General features: G+C 35.2%; 12 protein-coding genes and 1 pseudogene. 10 read left to right on the top strand and 3 right to left on the bottom strand.

Annotated features, from left to right (window positions below; genetic code table 11):
* Nucleotides 1-591 precede the first annotated feature (591 nt).
* From ACSW3C_RS16820 to ACSW3C_RS16845, 6 genes are all read left to right on the top strand, one after another.
* Nucleotides 592-1,743: a GmrSD restriction endonuclease domain-containing protein gene (locus tag ACSW3C_RS16820; RefSeq protein WP_486563959.1), complete on the top strand. Its 1,152-nt coding sequence runs from the start codon at nucleotides 592-594 to the stop codon at nucleotides 1,741-1,743.
* Between the two features lie 2 nt (nucleotides 1,744-1,745).
* Complete coding sequence (locus ACSW3C_RS16825; RefSeq protein WP_486563960.1) at nucleotides 1,746-2,657, top strand: MAE_28990/MAE_18760 family HEPN-like nuclease; 912 nt, start codon at nucleotides 1,746-1,748, stop codon at nucleotides 2,655-2,657.
* Between the two features lie 743 nt (nucleotides 2,658-3,400).
* Complete coding sequence (locus ACSW3C_RS16830; protein WP_486563961.1) at nucleotides 3,401-6,529, top strand: AAA domain-containing protein; 3,129 nt, start codon at nucleotides 3,401-3,403, stop codon at nucleotides 6,527-6,529.
* Nucleotides 6,529-8,265, top strand: coding sequence for a hypothetical protein (locus tag ACSW3C_RS16835; protein ID WP_486563962.1), 1,737 nt, complete (start codon nucleotides 6,529-6,531; stop codon nucleotides 8,263-8,265). The genes ACSW3C_RS16830 and ACSW3C_RS16835 overlap by 1 nt, the downstream gene beginning before the upstream one ends.
* A 405-nt stretch (nucleotides 8,266-8,670) precedes the next feature.
* The gene (gene ltaS, locus ACSW3C_RS16840) at nucleotides 8,671-10,626 is read left to right on the top strand and encodes a lipoteichoic acid synthase (RefSeq protein ID WP_486563963.1); all 1,956 of its coding nucleotides are present in this window, start codon (nucleotides 8,671-8,673) and stop codon (nucleotides 10,624-10,626) included.
* Nucleotides 10,627-11,197: 571 nt separating this feature from the next.
* Nucleotides 11,198-11,950: a hypothetical protein gene (locus ACSW3C_RS16845; RefSeq protein ID WP_486563964.1), complete on the top strand. Its 753-nt coding sequence runs from the start codon at nucleotides 11,198-11,200 to the stop codon at nucleotides 11,948-11,950.
* A gap of 309 nt (nucleotides 11,951-12,259) precedes the next feature.
* Here ACSW3C_RS16845 and ACSW3C_RS16850 read toward each other — a convergent pair.
* The 3 genes and pseudogenes from ACSW3C_RS16850 to ACSW3C_RS16860 form a co-directional block, all read right to left on the bottom strand.
* A pseudogene (locus ACSW3C_RS16850) lies at nucleotides 12,260-13,423 on the bottom strand (IS3 family transposase).
* 222 nt (nucleotides 13,424-13,645) lie between these two features.
* Complete coding sequence (locus ACSW3C_RS16855) at nucleotides 13,646-14,449, bottom strand: tryptophan-rich sensory protein (RefSeq protein ID WP_486563965.1); 804 nt, start codon at nucleotides 14,447-14,449, stop codon at nucleotides 13,646-13,648.
* Nucleotides 14,450-14,625: 176 nt separating this feature from the next.
* A complete protein-coding gene (locus tag ACSW3C_RS16860) occupies nucleotides 14,626-15,366 on the bottom strand; it encodes an SH3 domain-containing protein (RefSeq protein ID WP_486564046.1) in 741 nt (246 codons plus the stop codon).
* 650 nt (nucleotides 15,367-16,016) lie between these two features.
* On the opposite strand from ACSW3C_RS16860, the gene ACSW3C_RS16865 reads away from it, so the two are divergent.
* From ACSW3C_RS16865 to ACSW3C_RS16880, 4 genes are all read left to right on the top strand, one after another.
* A complete protein-coding gene (locus ACSW3C_RS16865; protein ID WP_486563966.1) occupies nucleotides 16,017-16,997 on the top strand; it encodes an alpha/beta fold hydrolase in 981 nt (326 codons plus the stop codon).
* Between the two features lie 550 nt (nucleotides 16,998-17,547).
* Nucleotides 17,548-18,630 carry an aromatic ring-hydroxylating oxygenase subunit alpha gene (locus tag ACSW3C_RS16870; RefSeq protein WP_486563967.1) on the top strand — a complete coding sequence of 361 codons (1,083 nt, stop codon included), beginning with the start codon at nucleotides 17,548-17,550 and terminating at the stop codon, nucleotides 18,628-18,630.
* A gap of 47 nt (nucleotides 18,631-18,677) precedes the next feature.
* Nucleotides 18,678-20,072 carry an amino acid permease gene (locus tag ACSW3C_RS16875; RefSeq protein WP_486563968.1) on the top strand — a complete coding sequence of 465 codons (1,395 nt, stop codon included), beginning with the start codon at nucleotides 18,678-18,680 and terminating at the stop codon, nucleotides 20,070-20,072.
* 744 nt (nucleotides 20,073-20,816) lie between these two features.
* Nucleotides 20,817-21,806, top strand: a complete 990-nt coding sequence (locus ACSW3C_RS16880; protein WP_486563969.1) for an alpha/beta fold hydrolase — start codon at nucleotides 20,817-20,819, stop codon at nucleotides 21,804-21,806.
* Nucleotides 21,807-22,095 lie beyond the last annotated feature (289 nt).

Genomic DNA, 22,095 nt, shown 5'->3' on the forward strand with positions numbered 1-22,095 from the left:
GGACGACCGCACTTCATGCGGACGTCAGCTGTAATGACTGGTTGTTAGCGCACCCGGTCACTTCTAGTATATGTTTAGTTTACCACGAGCATCGGGTTCGACTTCCACCGACTCCATAGTTAATATGAAAAACAGCAAAGTTGATTAAGAAGCACAATTTCCTTAAATAAGGATTTGTACTTCTTTTTTGTGTGAATCATTATTAGGAATTAAATGCTCGAATTTCTGATATTAAATAATAGAAATGTGTGTTACTTGGATTATGCTTCTTTTCTGTTAGTTTGTTTATGATTGACTTACTTAATGTTAAATTATTTCCCTGGATAATATTATTACCGACGATTGAATAAATTCTGGAATTAGCTTACAATAGACGAGATTAGGAATTTAATCATAAGTAACTAGCCCTGAATATAAATATATTGAACTATAGTAAATTGAGAAAATGATTATAGTACCGGATTTGGTGAAATACAATACTTACTTGAAACTTCTTGTGTTCAAAAACAAAGGGATAATTATGATTAAAATAAATCAATAGCCAGTTAGTTATTTGTTGTAGGTTAATACATAATTTTAAAGGAGAAAAAAATGGATACCTTAAAAATTAAGGAAATTGATATTTTGGAACTTCAAAAGAAAGCTAAAGAGCGGACAGTAAAAACACAAAATGTAGAATATGATTTAGAAACAATGGTAAAGCGAATAAATTCAGGACAAATAAAATTAGATCCAGAATATCAGAGAAATCATAGATGGTCAGACGAAGCAGCTTCAAAATTAATAGAAAGTTTGATTTTGAATATACCTATTCCTACAATTTATTTATCTCAAGATATAGATGCGGATGAAGAACTTGAGGATGAGAGTATATCTAGATTTTCTGTAATAGATGGTCAACAGCGACTAACATCTATAAAAAGATTTATTGAAAATGAACTAAAATTAACAAAAATGGATGTTCTATCTAGTTTAGAAGGGTTTTCTTACAAAGACTTACCAGGCTTTTTAAAAAGAAGATTAGATGAAAGAACTATAAAGTGTTTAAGGATTGATTCAACTCTAGATGATCAAGTGAAGTATGATATTTTTGAGAGATTGAACTCTGGTTCAGTAAAATTAGAACCTCAGGAGTTAAGAAATGCAATTTATAGAGGCGAATTTAATAAGTTAATAAAAAAATTAGCGAAAAATACTGACTTTATGATTCTAAACCAAATTGATGTTAATAATAGGGAAGAGAATAAAAAAGTGAAAAAGATGGAAGATGTAGAATTGGTCTTACGTTTTTTATCTTTAGTCGATAATAGATACAAAAAATATAGACCGAATTTAAAAACATTTTTATCGGATAGTATGAAGCAATTTACTAATGAAGCAAAAAATATAGATTTGGAAAATTATAAGTATGTATTTGAAAGCACGATGGCTTTCATTAGAAGTAATTTTGGAGATGCTGCTTTTGCTAAATATAAATATTTAGGTAATGAAGACGGTACTGAAAAACTAGTCTATGCTTCTAAATTTAATGCTGCAGTTTTTGATGCATTAAGCGTTGCAATTGCAGACGAGCTAATAATAAATAGTTCTTATGGAACTTATAATATTGCTGATTTTAAAAATGAATATTTACTACTTTTCAAAAATACTGACTTTATCGACAAAATTTCTGGAAGTATTAACGATAAAACAAAATTAGGGTCACGGATTGAAACTGTTAAAGGTTTACTAAGAGGTGAATAATAATGAACTCCCGAACTAGTGATATTGTAATTGAAATTTTAGAACAAGAAGAGGAATGGGAAGTTGTAGAAAGTGAAAATTCATCTGATTCCTATGTAGATAATATAGAACAGACTGGGGTGGTCGTAGAAAGTGAGGTTTATAATTTTCTCCAACTATCCGAAGAAAGATGGAAAGAAGTCCAATTATTAATTAGTAAAACTGTAGAGCACGCAGAAGACGAAGAATTTTATGATGCACTTTGTAGGTCAACGATAGTATTATTGGTTGCTCAATTAGAGGGTTATATTAAAGAGTTAGCAAAAGCAATTATTTCGGATTTAAATGATAATGTTAATTTCTCTTTATTACCAAAGAATATAAAGAAAAATTTTACAAGTTACTTTCTAGGAGAAGGAGGTAGATATAATGAGTTATCTGAAATATTCATTAGATTTAATCCTGATTTAAAAATAGATCCATTTTTATATGAAAGAAATAAGAATCCTTCTCCTTCAGTTATAGATAAGATATTGGGTAATTTCGGTATAGAAAGTTTTTTTAGTTATTTGTATGGCTCTAAATTAGATACTGTATTCGAAAATGACACTTCTATTACAGAAACCTTATTAAATGATTTGAAGACACATATTTTAGAAAGGACTAAACATTTTCCGTACAATGTTGACTTGGGACAATTTGAATTGGAGAAAAGTGAAGTTAAACTAACGAAGAGAAATAGAGAATTATCTCTTTGGATGACCTTTTTAGACAAATTATTGCATTCTAGACACAGTGTAGCGCATGGTTCAATATTTAATAATGAATTAACTACAGATTTACTAAGAGAGTACGAGAAGAAAACAAAAATTCTTCAATATGCTATTGCTCTTGTTCTGATCCACAACATTAGTGATGGTGTACAAAATAATTGAATATATTAATATTTCCTGTTGAGGTGTTCATAGTTTTTTGATGAAAAAAAATATAAAAATTTATTTAGGTAGAAATATGGGGTTTTAACATCTTATATTTGAAAGTGTTTGAATACCTCGAAGCTAAGCTCGAAGCTATAGTCTCCACATTCGCTGGTCAAACTAATTAGAGAAATTATCTTACTGGGAGTACCAGCTACCTTGGAATACGATCAGCACAAGAACACTGGTTGGAAAAGCCGGAGACTAACAGAGAGCGGGTTCCTATCTGAACTATGAAGGTGTCGTTCTCGGTCATTCTTTTGAGTGTGATGCAGAGAAGGTTAATAATGTAATAGACACGGGCAAGTATATGATATCTTACGGTGAAAAAAAAGGAAAAAAATATTTGAAAATGATGTAGGGGATTATGGGACATTGTTTAGGATGCTAGTGATGAAGGGGAGAATTCCTTGGTTTAAGCTGAGTACCCTTCCTTTCCATCCTCGGTCTATCGTTAAATCGTTTTCGGAGAATTGGCCACCTATATTAATTCTATACTCATAGTGTTACTAATCCTTCTTATCGATATGTTTTACGGATATTCCTTTATTTACTTTTTTTAATACCAAGATGTTGATTCATGTAATAACCTGCGGGACTATTATCAAGGTAAAAGTCTAATTAAGAATAGATAAAAAAATTTATTATCCAAAAAGCAGATTATATAGAATAATTAAATTATAAGTACAGGAGTGCATTTAATGAACTATATTATTGATAATAAATATATTTTAATCGAGGAAATTGATAGAGGTAAAGATAGCATAATATATGATGCGAAGCATAGAAAAACAAAAGAATTCCTTAGTATTAAGTTATTACAATTTAATTTGGATGATGGTGAACATGAATATCTTTCAGAAATATACAAAAGAGATGTAGAGGCCTTATCTAGATTAAATCATCCAAACATTATAAAATATATTAATTCAGGATTAGATGAGAACAAATTTTATATAGTAATGGAAAATTTTTTGAGTGATAATTTAGGGAAATATCAAAAAGAAAACAATTTAAAAATAGAAGAAATAATAGTTATTATAGAACAAATTTTAAATGGCATGATTGAAGCACATAATAAAAATATTATACATAGAGATATCAAACCATCAAATATCCTAGTTTCAGAGGAAGGAAAAGTTAAGATAATTGATTTTGGTATAAGTAAGATTTTAGATCTCTATAGTTTTAATACAGGATATACATTAAAAGACCGTATGACTAAGGAATATGCTTCGCCAGAACAAATACTAGGTAAGGAATTAAATTTTCAAACAGACATTTATTCAGTGGGTCTAGTCTTACTGAAGATGTTAACAAGCCAAACTCCTTCAGTCGATAAAGAAGAAGTTTATTGTAGCATAGACAATTTATTTGTTGATATTGAGTTGAAAATTATATTAAAAAAAGCCTTAGTTATTGATCTAAATTTAAGATATAAAACCTGCTATAGCTTTTTAGAAGATTTACAGGCTTATAAAGAAAAGTTTTCAGTTATAGATGGTGATTTATATATTTTTGCACCAAAATATTTATCAAAAAAATTATATGAAAAGGGAATTATTTTTAACAATAATGAAAGAGAATTTTTAAGTTTTTTAAACTCGGCACTAATATTACCATCTATTTACAAATCTAAAAATAGTTATTATTTAATTGGTGAAGAAGTTAAACTCGTTTTGAAACCAAATCATTATGATGGATATTTTGAAATTAAAGAAATTGATTCATTAATAGATTATTCTATGAATGAATACGAGCGTAATAAAGGCATAGAGGTTAATACTGGAATAAATGTTTCTACTAAGAAACCAGTATCTCAAAATCATAACAATTTCAAAGTTTTAATAAAGGCAATGGATAAGAAATATGAGCAACATAACTCAAAAGAAAAATCAACAGAAGAATCAAATAAATTAATTGAAGAATGGGAAAATGTTCTTGATACTCTAAATGATTTTAATTATAAAAGGCAAAATATCGGTAGCTATGATGATTTTGAAATTGATAGTAGTAAAAATGAAATGAAAATAAAATTAGGTTTAATTGTTGATGATCAATTAATAGGAGAAAACGACTATATAAATTTGCAAACGATAAGCGCAGAAAAAGTTACTATTGGGAAATTTAAATATATTAAAGATAATATTTTGGTAACATCAATTGTTCCACACTTAGATTTTGAAAAAATTAGTCCAATTGGAAACCTTTCAATTGATATGACTCAAGCCTTAGCAATGAATAAAAGATTAAAGAACGCACTAAGAGCGTTAAGAAACGGTCACACTGCAAATAGAGAATTGTTTAATTATTTAATAGATCCCTCAACCTTAACAATTAATAATTCAAATAAAGATTTAGATTTTGTAAATCAGAGTATTGATTCAGAAAATAAAATAGCAGTTAAAAGAGCTTTAGATACTAATGACATATTTCTTATTCAAGGACCTCCTGGAACAGGGAAATCAACAGTCATTACTGAAATTATTAATCAAATATTTTTAGAAAAAGATAGCGCTAAAGTACTAGTTACTTCGCCTTCTCATGTAGCAGTAGATCACCTATTAAAGAGTATAATTAAGACACAAGAGGAAAGAAAAATCATAAGAATCGGTAATAGTGAAAAAATAGCTGTTGAATCGGAAAACTTACTAGTTAATGAGCAATTAAGAAAATGGGTTCAACAGGTCAAAAAATCGTCTTTAAAAAGCACACGCAATAAATTTTATTTCAATTCAGAACTTAATACTGATGAAAGGAAAGCATTAAAAAACTTTAGTACTACTAGTAAAGATGCTTTTGATAAAGAGAATGTTAATCTTAAACTTAGGCAAACATTAGAAATTATTAAGTCATGGCATTCAAGGTTAGAATTAATGGATGAATTTGATGATATATTTGCTCAAGAAGCATCTATTGTAGCTTCGACGTGTGTGGGAATAGCGTCACGACATACTCTAAGAAGTATTGTTTATGATTGGGTTATAATTGATGAAGCTGCACGTGCAACTGCACCTGAAATGATTTTACCAATGTTGTTAGGATATAAAATAATACTTGTAGGGGATCATCATCAATTACCACCAATAATAAACTTAATTCAGGAAAAAGAATTAGGTATAAATGTTAAAAAACTTGAGAGGAGTCTGTTTGAAGATATCTTTAACAAGACTTCTGAAGAGGCTAAATATACATTAAGCTCCCAATTCCGTATGCATCCTGTAATCTCGTCTATGATTAAAAATGTTTTTTATCCTACTCATAAAATTGAAACTAAGATTGCAAAAGAAGAAAGAATGCATGGCTTAGATGAGAAAGAAATTATTATCTGGAAAGACACTAGTAATATTAAGGCACGTAAAGAGGAGAAATTCGGGGAATCTTTTAGAAATATTGAAGAAGCAAAAATTATAAATAGAGAATTAGAAAAAGTCAATAGAGAATATTTTAGGAAAGGGATAAAGAAATCTGTAGGCGTAATTTCTGGATATAATGCTCAAAAGCAATTATTAAATTCAACAATATCACCTAAAGATCCAAAATGGAGTAACCTTGAAATTCAAATTGATAATATTGATGCTTTCCAGGGATCTGAAACAGACATCGTGTTTTATAGTCTGGTTAGATCTAATTTGGATTATAATATAGGCTTCTTGAGTGATGAAAGAAGATTAAATGTTGCATTATCTAGAGCCAAAACGAGATTATATATTGTTGGTGACAGTAAGGCGGTTGTTAAAGCGCATAATAATAAGGGTGGTTATTTTAGAAGAGTAATTCACTATATAAATCAACATCCAGAGAGTTGCTCGTTTCAGGAGGTTTATTAATGAGTAAATCACTAGTGTATAGTGCGGTTAAAAGAGAATTCCCTCACTATAGAGTAATAAATATTTTCGAAATAGGTATGCCTATTTTTAAAAAAAGCGCTAAGTGTTTAGCAACTGTTGAAAAGGGATTGCCTATTGTTCAAGAATATACTTTAAAATTGTCAAACTTAGAATATAGTATTGAAGAAATTTCAGAAATGTTAGCTTTGGATAAGGATTTAGTTCAATCTGCATATTATACTCTTATCCAATTAGATTTAATTGATTTTAAAACGAGAAAAATTACTGAAAAAGGAAGAGAAACAATTAATAAGAGTAAGTATACAAAACTAGAACTTACTGAAGTTAGTCTATCTATTGATTCGTATACAGGACTGATATATAAGAGTGCAAATTTTGTTAAAGCTAAAAATACTAAAAAAATGAATTTATTTACTGTAAAACCACTCTTATCAAAAAGTAATCAGGATTTGGTGGATTATCCCAAAGTTCGTGAAGTTTTTAAATCAGTAAAAAAGGAAGAAGATGCAGAATTTGAGGGGAATTTAGTAGAGATTTCGAAAGTAGTTAATAAAGCGGATGAATTTTATAAACTATACATTGTTATACTTGAATCACCAGATAATGAAATTCGATTATTAGCTTATGATTTGGATTACCATTTGGAAGCATTAGAACTTAAGTTAAAGCAGGGTGATTTACAAGGAATTAATTATTATATTACTAATTCTAAGTTTTTAGAGGAAATGAATGTAATCGATTTTTTACACGGTGTAGAAGATTCAGAGCTTGATTTTTGGGATATACTTGATTTAAACATTTTAGATTCAGATTATAATCAATTAGAATTAATATTACCTATTAATGATTATTTTATTCCAAATGACGGATGGATTGCTGCCTTAGGTAATCTACTAAAATCAAAGACAAATGTTATTATTACCTTTACAGGTAACTATTCCAATACTTATCAAAAAGAACAAATTAACAAACTAATTAATATGAAGAGCGCTACAGAATTTTTAAATGTTTATCATTCTATAGCACTTCAACTTCCGACCTTATGTATAAATAATAGTATAGGTTTTATTATAAAACCATATAGTTATAATTTAGATTTAGTTACTAATAGCAAATGTATGGCATCAAAGATTTATAAAATTACTGAGTATAAGAAAGCTGAAGTTACCGAAAGAGTATTTGATAAGCAGGAATTGTTGAATAAACAAAGTCTTAAGAAATCTTTAAAAGACCTAGTGGTGTTAATTAAAGATTTAGATTTATTAATGAATGATTATTATGGACTGGGCTGGCTAATAAACAATCGTTGTAATAACGAATACTTATTCGAAAATATGGGACTAGCAAATAATTTGAACAGTTTTACCACCTTTACTTCTCAGTTATATGGTTGTATTGGAGAAAGTATTAAAAATGTTGGTGATAAGGAAAATAAAAAAGGTTATTTTTTTAAGGATTTTAAAGAACGAGTTCCACAAGCACAACATGCGATGAATAGGCTTCGGGTATATAGAAATTCTTTGCAGCATAGCCATTTAGATGAAAATCAAATTGAAATTTATTTAAATTTTATTAAACTAGATTTAGATGGTACCTTCCCTGAATTTATAGATAACGGGTATCTAATATTACAATCAATTCTCATAAAAGAATTGATTGAAAATGTTAAAGAAGAAATCGGAAAATTAAAGATTAACCTTGAAGAAATGGAATAAATTAAGTAGAAGGTGACTAAACAACTCAGAACAATCCTCTTTGAAAAATTGCAACACGTTAAAATGTACATGATAAAAAACTTGCAATAGAGACTTTGCCGTGTATGTACTTAATCCGTACCTTGCCCCACAATTTATTTACCGTATCTGTAGCGGCCGACAATTTGAATTGGAATTAATGGATAATTGAAATAGCTGAAAGGACACAAGTGAAAGTGTCCTTTTAGCTTTTTTTATTTAAAGCATTCGGAATTACTTATTGTTAATAAACCTCTTCCTAGAATTTATTAACTTGACTAAAAGCCTCAAGAGGAGTACTATGTTTTAGTTGTTGCATAACGTTACTTTAAAATAACATTTTCTATAGATTAGAATTACATTAAAAAGCAGAAGGTTGGTGGTTACATGAGAAAACATGGGAGTGTGAAAGATTTTCTTTTACGCAACTTTTTAGGATTATATGCTGTCGCAGTCTTGATGCTATGGATGAAAACATATATCGCTCAAACCACTCAATTTGAATTAGGGGTAGAAGGAGCACTTCAACACTTCCTGTTACTGCTCAATCCGCTCGGTTCAGCGATGCTGTTTCTAGGCATTTCATTCTTGTTTAAAGGTAAGAAAAAATATACAGTGCTCGTCGTCGTGTACACACTGATGTCGATTCTTTTATATGCGAATGTCGTTTATTACCGGTTTTTCAGTGATTTCATTACACTGCCTACCCTTTTCCAAACACAGAATTTCGGGGATCTAGGCGGAAGTATTTTGTCTTTGCTACAACCATTTGATATTTTGTTCTTTGTGGATGTACTCGTCATGATGTACCTTCGATTTTCACGTAAGGTTGAAAAAGGGACGAATCGTATTGGAACTAGAACAGCGTCTGCCATTATTGCTGGCGCATTAGTCATTTCTTTGATTAATCTAGGACTGGCTGAAGCAAGCCGTCCGCAGCTGTTGACTCGTGGCTTTGATCGAAACTATATTGTGAAATATCTAGGGATGTACAATTACTCGATTTATGACTCGGTGGAAACGGCGGCCGCCTCTACGCAGCGGGCAATGGCGGATAGCAGTGATATTACCGAAGTGATCAACTATACACAATCTGCGTATGCCGAGCCGAATCCAGCCTATTTTGGGAAGGCCAAAGGAATGAACGTCATCTATTTGCACTTAGAATCATTCCAAAACTTCCTGATTGACTATAAATTGAACGGGGAAGAAGTAACACCGTTCTTAAATTCATTAACGAAAGATAAGAACACCGCGTATTTTGATAATTTCTTCCACCAAACGGGCCAAGGGAAAACGTCCGATGCGGAATTCATGTTGGAGAACTCCCTATTCGGACTGCCGCAAGGATCTGCTTTTATTACAAAAGCGCAAAATACGTACCAAGCTGCGCCGAGTATTCTAAAGGATTACGGCTATACATCGGCTGTCTTCCACGGCAATAACGGCAGCTTCTGGAATCGAAACACCATCTATAAAGGATTTGGGTTCGACCATTTCTACGATGCGAGCTATTATGATACGAGTAACCCAATCGACATGGCGGAATATGGATTGTTGGATAAACCCTTCTATGAACAGTCGGAAAGTATGCTCAGCTCACTGCCGCAGCCTTTCTATTCGAAATTCATTACGGTTGCCAACCACTATCCATATGCGATGGATCAAAGCTTAGTGTCGATCGATAAAGCTCAGACTGGGGACACCAGTGTGGACGATTATTTCCAAACTGCTCGGTACACAGACGAAACGATTGAAAAAGTCTTCACCCGCTTAAAGGAAATGGGCTTATACGATAACTCGGTCATTGTTCTGTATGGTGACCATTATGGTATTTCCGAGAACCATAAAAAAGCGATGGCACAAGTCATGGGTAAAGAAATAACACCTTATGAAAGTGAAAACTTACAGCGCGTTCCTTTATTCATACACGCTCCTGGAATGAAAGGCGGCGTCAACCATACGTATGGCGGCCAAACAGACCTTCTTCCGACGTTGTTGCACTTGCTTGGAATTGATACGAAGAACTTCGTCCAATTCGGTTCTGATTTATTCTCGAAAGAGCATAATGAAGTGGTCCCTTTCAGAAATGGCGATTTTGTCAGCCCGACAATCGATTCCATTAATGAAAAGTATTATGACAGCCAAACAGGCTTGCCACTCGACGAAAGTAAATTGGAGCAAGCTGAAGCGATGAAAAAAGAAGTGGCATTTAAATTGGGGCTATCCGATAAAGTCGTCAATGGCGACTTGTTGAGATTCTATACACCAAAAGGATATACGCCTGTCGATCCATCTCAGTATAACTACACGAAAGATGCAGATGTACAAGCTGGTGAATGATATTTTAAAGCAAAGAAGCATGTTCTCTCCTGAGGGGGGAGGGCATGCTTCTTTTTTCCTCGGCAATGATCAACATCAAACTGACAAAATAAAGGATGTAGTATTAAAGAAGGGTGTATGTACAAGCAAGATGAATATCTAAACAAAAGATTACTTGGAAAAATAGTGGATAAATTTATGGGGGTTTAAAAAAGTGATGGCGGCTGGCTCCAAAATTTATTGATTAAGTGATTGTACCCATGGGATGACAGATTGGCTAGATTTTTGACTTGTGAATCTAAAAAGCCCGTTATGTTTAAGGGAAGATGTGGTTAATCTCTCTTTTTATAAAAAAGATTAAAGTGACAAAGTACAGAAAACATATCTTGCCATCGTACACGGGCAGTTCCTATTTTTCTCAGCGACACCTACTTTTAGTACTGGGAACATGATAAAATTAATTTTATTGTTATCTCCATTGTCTAAATGTGAGTTTTTTAATGCGTAATGAAAAAACACAAATAAAATCCTAAGTCTAATTAGCTTTATTTACAATGAGGAAAAGAAAAATAATAATAAATGAGGGAGTCAATTGAATGTATTTAACGAGAGAATAGTGGGTAACGTGGGTTTCAAAATTGTATCTCTATTTTTATTTGCAATTTCATATCCCCTATACTCTTCGAATAAGACTATTTTTTGGTTACTGTTAAGTTTGATACTTTATATAGTAGGATTCTTTATTAATCTTATTTTTGATAGAACACAACGTGAATTGTTAAACTGGATATTCTTCTTTCCTTGGGTAAGAATGCTGCTATTTTTATTTGGTACAATAACATTATTAAATGGTTTAATTAATATTAGGAATTACATGGATAAAATTGCGATTGTTGTTATATGGTTGATTCCTATTATATGTTTAGCAGGAATATTGGAAGTCCTATTTATTATGATTTTGAAAATTAGGAGTATTGGTAATACAGAAAATCGGATTAACAGAATTTTGGCGATAATAATAGCGTTTTTTGCATTGATATCTGCTTTAATTTTACCCGATTTTGCATTTGGCTATGGTTATAAGGTTTTTTTCGGTGTATTATTTCCGGAAGAAGTTATGTTTAATTGGTATTATTTAAGTTTTGTTATCTCTAATACATTACCAGTCGAGAATATTAATTTAGAGAACAACATAGAGAAAATAAATTCAAATCACTCATTAAGAATTTATCAAATATTTCATGTATATATGAGTAAATTAATAGAGCTATTATTAATAGCGATAATACTAAATAGCTTAATCTCAAATATATTATTTACTAGGAATAGGAATGCAAATGTTTGACGACCGTTAAAATAAGTCTGAAAATAAAGTTAACATAGTTACAGGCAAGACGGTGACTATGAACAATATCCTTGTTTACGAATAATTTTTTCATTTTTCTGAAGGAAAATACAAAAATTGGTTTTCGTCATTGAGGTAAAATGATGTTAGTTGGAGGTCTGCAGAAAATCTCTACGCCTGTCGTTCCATCTCGGTATAAATACAACAAAGATACAGATGTACAAGCTGGTGAATGATAGATAAAGGCAAAAGAAACATGTTCTCTAGACTGACCTAGCAAATATATGAGACACATATAAAACACCTTGATTAGGCTGCCATTACACCATATTTTACGGGTGTCAGGTAGCCTAATTTTTCTTGGATCCGTTCTTCATTATAGTAATTCAAATAGGTCGCAATCCGTACACTGACCGCATGATTGCCTAACGAGTTGAATTTGACATATTGGAATTCCTCAGACTTCAAGTTTGAATGAAACGATTCAATCACCGCATTATCCCAACAGTTTCCCCTCCGAGACATACTACTTATCAGATCATTTTTCTTGATGAAATCTTGGTAGTCATACGATGTGTAAACACTTCCTTGGTCTGAATGTATAATGACCCCCTCGGGGTTATTTCGTTGTTCTAATGCTGCCTTTAATGTATCGATAACGAGCGGCGTCTGTTGATGGTCGTATAATTTGTAAGCAACGATTTCTTTATTAAATAGATCCATGATGGTAGGGAGATATTTTGTGATACAGCCGTATTGGATATAGGTAATGTCCGTGACCCACTTCTTGTTAGGTACAGTCTGTAAAGTCACGCTTAAGAAGATCAGGAGCGGTTATTATGCTTTCACCCTGAGATTTCCATTTGCGTTTTGGCTTGATGCGGCACTGTAGATTGTGCTTTTGCATGATTGCCTGGACTGTATTACGGTTTAATTCCAGTTTATACTTTTGCTTTAAGAGAGCCTTTATTTTCCTATGGCCATTTCGATACTTTGTGCTTTTACATAATTCAATGATTGCTTCTTCTATTGCCGAAAGCCGTGCCACGACTCCTTCAGCACACCATCTGTAATAGTTTGCCCGCGGTACGTCTAAAGCACTTAGGATGACAGTAACCGTATATTTGCCCCTAAACTATTCTACAATTTGTAGAACTATTTCTTTTTCAACTCCTTTTCGATCTCCATATACTTTTTTAAGATTTCATTCTCCATTTTCAGATGAGACAGTTGTCGCTCTCGCTTGTCGTCTTCACTCACAAAATCAGGGCCATGACCGAAGGTATATTGTTTGCCGATCGGCTGATCAAATCGATAGATCTCATTTGATCGATACCATCTCATCCAGGTTTCAACTTGAGATTTGTTTTTGATTCCGTGCTTCTCCATAATTTCTTTGGTCGTCAGTTCACCACTTAGTTTATCTTTCACAACTGCCCATTTCACTTCGCTTGAATAAACGTTTTTGCCCACGCAAAAACACCTTCGATGTTAGTACTTTTAACAAGTGTACCACTCCGAAGGTGTTTTATATTGTCTCAAAAATTTAGGTTAGCCCACTCTCCTGAGGTGGAGGTCATGCTTCTTTTTTGCTTTCATCAACTTTGGTGCATTCCCACATGCCAAATTCCAAAGCATATGCGTGGAGGTAACTATCAGGATAGCGCTCAATCTACAGCTTCACAGAATTTACACTTAAATTTTGGACTGTCTCCTGTTTCCTGCGGCGACAAGGATGATCGTTAGGGATAGGACAATCATGCAGAGTATGACAGTCAGTGTAATAGCGGGGTATTGGTTGTTAAATCCAGTTTCAGATGTATGTTTAGAGTAGATACCGAAATAAGCCCATAATACAGCCAAACCATATGCAGGGTTGTGTAAGCGCAGCATGGTTCCCACACTGATGATCGTTCCGATAAACAGGATAAGTATCGTCCATGTCACTTCAGATAGCCCAAATCCATCCCATTCGATGGAGACAAGGAAAGCTGTAATGTTGGCAATTGTTGCGACTGTTATCCAGCCAAAATATATACTAAAGGGAAGTTTGATAAAAAAGCTCTCTTTTAAAGAGAGGGAAGCCTCTGCGGTCAATTTGTTGATGTTGATCAGGCATAGGAGCAATCCGACCATGAGAATGACAGAAAGGAATAGTTTTTCGTAATGCCATGCTAATATCCAAAGGGTATTCAGTATGGAAGAAATGGAAAAGTAGATGCCGACTTGTGTTAATAGACGGGTTGTTGAAGGTTTTTGCTTTTTATGAAAGAAACCGAGTTGGTATAAAACATGTAATCCCAGTAAGACATATATGACGCTCCAGATTGAGAATGTAAAGCCTGCAGGAGCAAATAAATTACTGTATTTCGCTGAAACTTCTCCCGTCGTTTGGCCATTAATGGGTAAGACGTTCGCCAAGACATTGGTGACAATCATTAAGACGTATGTTAGAACGATTATTGTATTCAACCATACTCGTTTGCTTGTTAACTTCATTGAATCCTCCTTTCTCGATCACGATAGGAATGATCTGATGGGGCTTACTACTCTTTGCTAGGATACTCCCTTCGGAAACGATAGTGACAACTGACCGCGATCCCAAGCCGCTTAACCAATCATGATACTACCGAAGAAAGTGTAATTTTCACAGGCATCGATATACGTCCGTCCCCTTATTTACCTGCCTCCATCGAGACCAACTCCGTAATAACCTTGCCATTCTTATCGGTACTCTTTATAATTCCAACCCCTTTAGCAAAGTACGCCCTTGAGCCATTTGAATATCGAAGGATGACAGTATTCGTAAAGGTACCAGCCTTGACTGTCACCTTTTTTGTCGTGCTTTCAACCAACACCTTTTGTTCCTCAAACATCATCGATGAATCTGTTGTGGTCGATCCTTCTTTTAATGGATAGGGAACGTTGACGAAGATAACGTCGGAGCTCGATACACCCATTAGCAGCCTTTTGCCGTCTTCGATATAGGTGAAGTTCGATAAATCTGGGTAAAGCGGACTCTTCTTATTATATAAGTACGTGTACTCGTCCTCTGTTTCAACGTAAAACGTCTCTCTCGTTTGTTCTAAAAATGAGGGTTCGTACGTTAGAATTAATCCTTCTTTAGGTGCCAGGCCGCCAGTAACAGTGGAGGCTGCTGCTTTCGGTTTCTTCTTTGATAGAGCAGATGTATACACAAACCCCTTGTTTTTGCCGACTTGCACATAGGACCATCCATTTGAGGAGGACAATACAGTTACCTTGGAATGGTTTTTAATCGTACTGATTTTAGTGGCATTTTGTTTTGGTTTTTCTCGCAAAATAATATCAGCTTTCGCGTTTACATACATGTCGGATGCCGCCGCTTTGGATGTCTGGAGCGGAAAGGCGTAGGAATAACCAAGCATCAGCACCATTATCACCAGGAGTGCTTTTCGAATAGTGAATCACCCTTTCATATCGTTCATGCTAGACGAGGTTATGAAGCGAGTTTTGAAATTAGAACCCTTAGAACGCGACAGATCGTCCGGTTCGTTCACTTAGAGGTTTTATTGATGTAAGCTTTAAACATTTCCCTGCCGCTTGCAGTTCAGTTTCTGCTAGTCGCCCCAATAGTTGTAAATAATAAATACCCCGTCTTTCAACCAATTAGTCATTTCCATTCATCCTGATATATTCATAATAGATGTGTCACGGCAAAGTCCGCTTCATTCTCCTTTTAGTCTGATTGCCGGCATCACTTATGCTAGTGAAGTTAATTTCGAGGTGGGAATTCTCAATTAACATGCAGCAGATTTGTTTCGAGTCATACGTCAAATGGCTATACACATGTCGATTGATAAAAGTATAACCACCTTAATAATGATGATGATGAACGATATTGTTTTGCGAAAGAAGCAAGTTCTCTCCAGGGGGAGGACATGCTTCTTTTTGTGTCGACCACCCATTAAGATTGACCTTACGTGATATCTGTTCTACTATTAGTATAACAAGTGCTTGTAATTTTATACCTAGTAATATGTGAAAATGTCGGCATCGTTATTACGGGAGAAAAGGGGTAATCATTTTGAGTAAAATTAAAATGAAAAAAGGTAAGAAGATCTTGCGTGTTTTTGCATGGATCCTAGGAATCATTGTTTGTTTGAATGTAATAGGGTTTGCAGTCAACAAAATCTTCTTTGCAAATGAGCTGGAAGCGATCTCGCCTTACGGAGAAATGGTAGAAGTAAACAATCAGAACATGCATGTCTATTCAATGGGACAGGGAGAGAAAACCATTGTTTTGTTACCTGGCTTTGGGTTGCCTTTGCCAAGTGCTGATTTTGGTCCTTTAATGAGAGAACTCTCGAAAGACTATACTGTAGTGACTGTTGAATATTTTGGAATGGGGTTCAGTGACAAAACAGATACACCACGAACAAATGAAAATTATATGGAGGAAATCAGAACAGCATTATCACAGGCTGATATGAAGCCGCCTTATGTCTTAATGCCGCATTCTGCGTCTGGAGTTTATAGCGAATATTATGCATCACAATATCCTGAAGAAGTCTCTGCGATTATTATGCTGGACACAACTCCAACAGTAAGTATGGAATCAAATTTACAAACTTTCATGTTGGCGCCTAGAAATGTGAAAGTCATATATGGTTTTAGTACATTACTTCAAGAAACTGGAGTAAATCGGATCATCAATGGATTGCTACCTTCTGAACAAACAGTAGAAAATAACTATACCGAAAAAGAAATCAGCGATAATAAATTATTCTCTTATCATGTTGTCAACGATACCATCATTAATCAGATTTCGAGTTTAAACGACAACATCAATGAGGTAAACAGCATCGCCTTCCCTGCAGAAGTGCCTGTACTGAAACTAATATCCTCGGTCTCTCAAAAACAAATAAAAGATGGAGAAGAGATTCATAAAAATCATTTGAAGCGCCTTGGTGAAAATGCTGAGTCTCAAATTATTGACGGCTCTCATGGGTTCTATCAAACGCATGTTACAGATATTAGTGATGCCACAAAGAATTTCCTTGATTGATTCGACTAAAGTTTGTTGAGAATTAAGACTGAAGGGAGCTCGATATCCAGTATCGGCTCCTTTTTATATTTTGTTAGGAATGTACTTCAATAATTCAAGACGAGGGATTAATGAATAGGAAACGAACTTGACATATTATCATTCGATTCTTCCAAAGAACTCAACATCTAAAATTTAAAGTATAAGCGATGGTACATTCATTCGTGAAGTATCTCGCAATTCTTATAAGAAACAGTTAACAAGAAAACTCAAAGTTGAAGCCAGTTACAGCTGTAATTCGAAAGGGTTTAGTGGAATCAAATAGATTGCAGACAATAACTTGGCTTCTTCCCTTAACTTGCAGTCAGCTCAAATTTGTAACAGCAATGTTATATGCCATTTGAACAACTTTGTGATAATATAATACCAATTGAAAGAATAATAACAACTTTCAAACGTTGTTATATTTTGATTGGGGGGACAAGTCCACAGTTTTAAAACGCAAGATCGGTCATACAGTAGGGGGAAGTAGATTAAATCTCGTTCGTTAAATGAAAAGGAGGCTTTATCTATGAAAAATGAAGTAAGCGTCAGCGAAACCTTGAGTGAAGCGCACACATTGCCGGCTTGGCTGTACACGGATCCGGAAGTGTTGGACTTCGAATTGAAAGAGATCTTCAGTAAAACGTGGCAGTATGTTGGACATGTCAGCGAGTTTAAAAAAGCGGGCGATTATATTACAACTGAAATCATAGGCAAGCCAATTTTTGTGACATTGGGTGAGGATGGGGAGATTCGTGCCTTTTATAATGTCTGCAGTCACCGGGCTGCAAAGCTGGTCGAAGGGGAAGGGAATAAGCGCATTATCACTTGTCCGTACCATGCTTGGTCTTATCGGCTGGATGGGTCGCTCAATCGTGCTCCGAATATGAAAGGTGTCGAGAACTTCGATGCATCTGCCTTTTGCTTGCACGATGTCAGATTGGAGATTTTCGAGTCGTTCATTTTTGTGAATCTCGATCAAGATGCAGAACCGATGGCCAAGACGTTTGGAGGATTGTTTGAGCATGTGAAAAAAGACAACTTGGATCAATTTAAGAAAACGCGGGTGAAAGAAACGATTTGTCATTCGAATTGGAAAATCGGCATCGATAATTATTTGGAGTGCGATCACTGTCCGGGCGTTCATAAATCACTCGTTTCCAAAGTGGATATGAAGCAATATGAATCGATTCTTTACGACAACTATGTTTATCAGGCGACTCCTCTGAAGGGACAAGCCGCTGATTTTGAAATGGGACAGGGCGGGAGATATTACTGGCTTTATCCAAATATGTGGTTTTCATTCGATCCCGGACCACCCAATTTATCCATTCACCAGTCGATTCCGATTGATCATAAAACAACAAAATATATTTATACGACATTTTTCATGAACGATACGATCACGGAAGAGGAAGAAGAGCTCATGTCTGTCGATGAAGATGTGCGCCGGGAAGACAAGGAGATCTGTGAGGTTGTCCAAAAAGGGATCGAAACGGGTGTGTACCAGCAAGGAAGGTTTTCACTGACTGAGAATTGTGTCCACCATTTCCATTTGCTCATGCAACAAAGATTAGAACCGATTTTGCCATTGAAAGAAGTTAAGGTCTGACATTTTGTAAACGCTTTCATTCTAAATGATGGGGATGGTGAGTGGAGATGAAAACGACACAGGATAATCCGCAGAAGCTTAGGCGGGAGATGAAGAGCAGACACCTATTTATGCTTTCGCTCGGTGGCGTTATTGGAACCGGCCTATTTCTCGGTTCAGGGTATGCCATCGGGGAGGCTGGGCCAATTGGTACCATATTAGCCTATCTGGTAGGTGGGCTCTTAATGTATCTGGCCATGGTTTGTCTAGGAGAGTTATCCGTCGTGATGCCGGTTTCAGGTTCTTTTCAGGCTCATGCGACGAAGTTTATCGGACCTGCCTCGGGATTCGTCATCGGGTGGGTGTACTGGCTGAGTTGGGCACTTTACGTCGGTCTTGAATTTATCGCGGCCGGCTTGTTGATGGGCAGATGGTTTCCGGATGTCCCTGTGTGGATCTGGTGTGCAGTATTCGTCGTTCTCCTGTTCGCCATCAATTCGCTTAGTACGAAAAGCTTCGCCGAAACAGAGTATTGGTTCGCGGGCATTAAAGTATTGGCGGTCCTGCTGTTCATTGGAATCGGCTTTTGTGCCATGTTCGGTTTAATCTCGATGGACGGGACACCGGCTCCCTATTTATCGAATATCGTCGGAGATGGTGTGTTTCCTACAGGGCTGACCGGGGTTTTCATCGTCATGATGACTGTCATTTATGCATTCCAAGGTTCTGAAATCATGGGCGTGGCAGCGGGGGAAACGGAGGAACCGGAAAAGAATATCCCGAAGGCTATCCGCAATATCGTTGTGCGGGTTCTGGTATTCTACGTATTGGCGATTTTTGTCCTGTCGGCAATCGTCCCTTGGAAAGAAGCGAGTGTTCTGGAAAGTCCGTTTGTCACTGTTTTTGATATCGTCGGGATTCCATACGCTGCAGATATCATGAACTTCGTCATCTTGACGGCCATCCTATCCGTCGGAAACACGGGACTATTCGCTTGTACGCGGATCCTTTATTCGTTGTCTAAAGACGGTATGGCGCATCCGATGTTTGGGAAGCTAAACAAACGAGGCGTTCCGATCAATGCGCTGCTTGTTACTCTCGGCTTCGCGCTCCTCTCCTTGCTGACTAGTATCATGGCTGAGACTACGCTCTTTGTCGTCCTTCTATCGGTCAGTGGAATTGGGGGAACAATCACCTGGATGGCTATCGCAATTTCCCAAATCCGTTTCCGGATGCAGTATGTAAAAGATGGAGGAAAGCCGGAAGATCTTAAATTCCGAGTCCGCCTGTTTCCGGTCGTTCCGATCCTTTGTATTGTAATTTGCGCATTGTTATTTGTATTTGCTGCAGTCGATCCGACGCAGCGGGTGTCGCTTGCTATCGGATTCGGTTTTATCGGGGCATGTTATTTGTATTATTATTTGCGATATACGCGAAAGAGGAAAACGGTTCTTTCTTCGTAAGAAGAGAGGAATCTTGGAAATTGGGAATCTACATGGTGATGCTTAAGTTGATACCATTTGGTTATAATTACTTTACTAATTTTTTGCTGACATATGGATGGTTAGGCAGTACACTAATAAAGTAAAAAGGTTTACTTCAGTAAATAAGGTATTTTATATTTGTTGAATAGATTCTCTTTAAGGTCAAGAAAAGTAGGTGAGCATAGTGGGGAAATATCAATTGGATACCAAAGGTCAGATGGCTGTGGCAAAGTATCATGAAAAACACAAGCCTGCCAACTTTGATAAAAAGCAGCAACTTGAAAAATACGTGCGGAGTATTTGAGAAAAAAGCAACAACAAACAGAAAAATAATAGGTACCTGAAAAAGAGTCGATTCCTCTTGGACAAAGGAATCGACTCTTTTCTATTTAAAAATAGAACTTTGATTTAGATCAAAATAAACATGTCCTATCGACATTAATGGGATTTAAACGAGAGCGGATAGTATTTCTTTTTTTTCACACATCTCAGTGTAAATACGCCAAGGATGCAGATGTACAAGAAGGCGAATATATAGGAAAGCAGAAGAAGCATGTTCTCTCTGGATGGGGAGGGCATGCTTCTTTTTGCGTTGGCCACCCATAAAGATTGACCTTATGCGATATCTGTTCTACTATTAGTATAACAAGCGCTTGTAATATTTTATCTAGTAATATGTGAAAATGTCGGCATCGTTATTACGGGAGAAAAGGGGTAATCATATTGAATAAAATTAAAAAGAAAAAAGGTAAGAAGATCTTGCGTGTTTTTGCATGGATCTTAGGGATCATTGTTTGTTTGAGTGTAATAGGATTTGCAGTCAACAAAATATTCTTTGCAAATGAGCTAAAAGCGATTTCGCCTTACGGAGAATTGGTAGAAGTAAACAATCAAAAAATGCATGTCTATTCAATGGGACAGGGAGAGAAAACCATTGTTTTGTTACCGGGTACCGGGGCGCCTTTGCCAAGTGCAGATTTTGGTCCATTAATGAGAGAACTCTCGAAAGAATATAAAGTAGTTACAGTTGAATATTTTGGAGTGGGGTTCAGTGACGAGACAGATACACCAAGAACAAATGAAAACTATACGGAAGAAATCAGAACAGCATTATCACAGGCGGATATCAAGCCGCCGTATGTCTTAATGCCGCATTCTGTGTCCGGAGTTTATAGCGAATATTATGCATCGAAATATCCTGAAGAAGTCTTTGCAATTATTATGCTGGACACATCTCCAACAGTGAAAATAGAATCTAAGTTATATTCTTTCTTTTATAACCCAAAAATTTTAAAAATCATAAATGGTTCTTCTAAGTTACTGCAAGAGACTGGAGTAACTCGAATAACCATTGGATTGCAACCTTCTAATCATACAGTTGTAAATGGCTATACTGAAAAAGAAATCAGGGATCATCAATTATTTTCTTATCATGTTCTCAACGATACGCTCAATAATCAGATTCTGAATTCAGATGACAACATCAATGAGGTAAACAGCATCGTCTTCCCTTCAGAAGTGCCTGTACTGAAACTAATATCCTCATACTCTCAAAAAGAAGTGAAAAATGGAGAAGAGTACCAAAAAGATCACTTGAATCGACTTGGTGCAAATGTTGAGTCCCAAATGATTGATGGCTCTCATATTTTCTATCAAACGAATGTTAAAGATATCACTGATGCCACAAAGAATTTCCTTGAAAGAATCGAGTAAGTATTTGTTATAAAAACAGATAGCAGAAAATACAATCTGCGCACCTTTATTAGTTTTAGAAATGAATTTACCTCAATAAAGGCACTTTGTATATGGAATATTAAAGGTGGCTATTCCCTCTTGGATCTGGGGCAATCAATTCTAGTAAAAAATTTATCGTTTCATCATTCTACGAAGAACGCTTATTTATCAATGATTCTGCTTGTAAGGTTATTATCGGACCACTTGATATGGAGAGGATTCAACACTTTAATGAAAGATATAAAAAGTGAGTTTACAACTTACGATA

The organism is Sporosarcina sp. AD_1 (genome assembly GCF_057373025.1).

Bases quoted from the DNA above. Each gene is read 5' to 3' on its own strand.
- ACSW3C_RS16820 (WP_486563959.1), top strand. From the start codon at position 592: ATGGATACCTTAAAAATTAAGGAAATTGATATTTTGGAACTTCAAAAG.
- ACSW3C_RS16825 (WP_486563960.1), top strand. From the start codon at position 1,746: ATGAACTCCCGAACTAGTGATATTGTAATTGAAATTTTAGAACAAGAA.
- ACSW3C_RS16830 (WP_486563961.1), top strand. From the start codon at position 3,401: ATGAACTATATTATTGATAATAAATATATTTTAATCGAGGAAATTGAT.
- ACSW3C_RS16835 (WP_486563962.1), top strand. From the start codon at position 6,529: ATGAGTAAATCACTAGTGTATAGTGCGGTTAAAAGAGAATTCCCTCAC.
- ltaS (WP_486563963.1), top strand. From the start codon at position 8,671: ATGAGAAAACATGGGAGTGTGAAAGATTTTCTTTTACGCAACTTTTTA.
- ACSW3C_RS16855 (WP_486563965.1), bottom strand. From the start codon at position 14,449: ATGAAGTTAACAAGCAAACGAGTATGGTTGAATACAATAATCGTTCTA.
- ACSW3C_RS16860 (WP_486564046.1), bottom strand. From the start codon at position 15,366: ATGGTGCTGATGCTTGGTTATTCCTACGCCTTTCCGCTCCAGACATCC.
- ACSW3C_RS16870 (WP_486563967.1), top strand. From the start codon at position 17,548: ATGAAAAATGAAGTAAGCGTCAGCGAAACCTTGAGTGAAGCGCACACA.
- ACSW3C_RS16875 (WP_486563968.1), top strand. From the start codon at position 18,678: ATGAAAACGACACAGGATAATCCGCAGAAGCTTAGGCGGGAGATGAAG.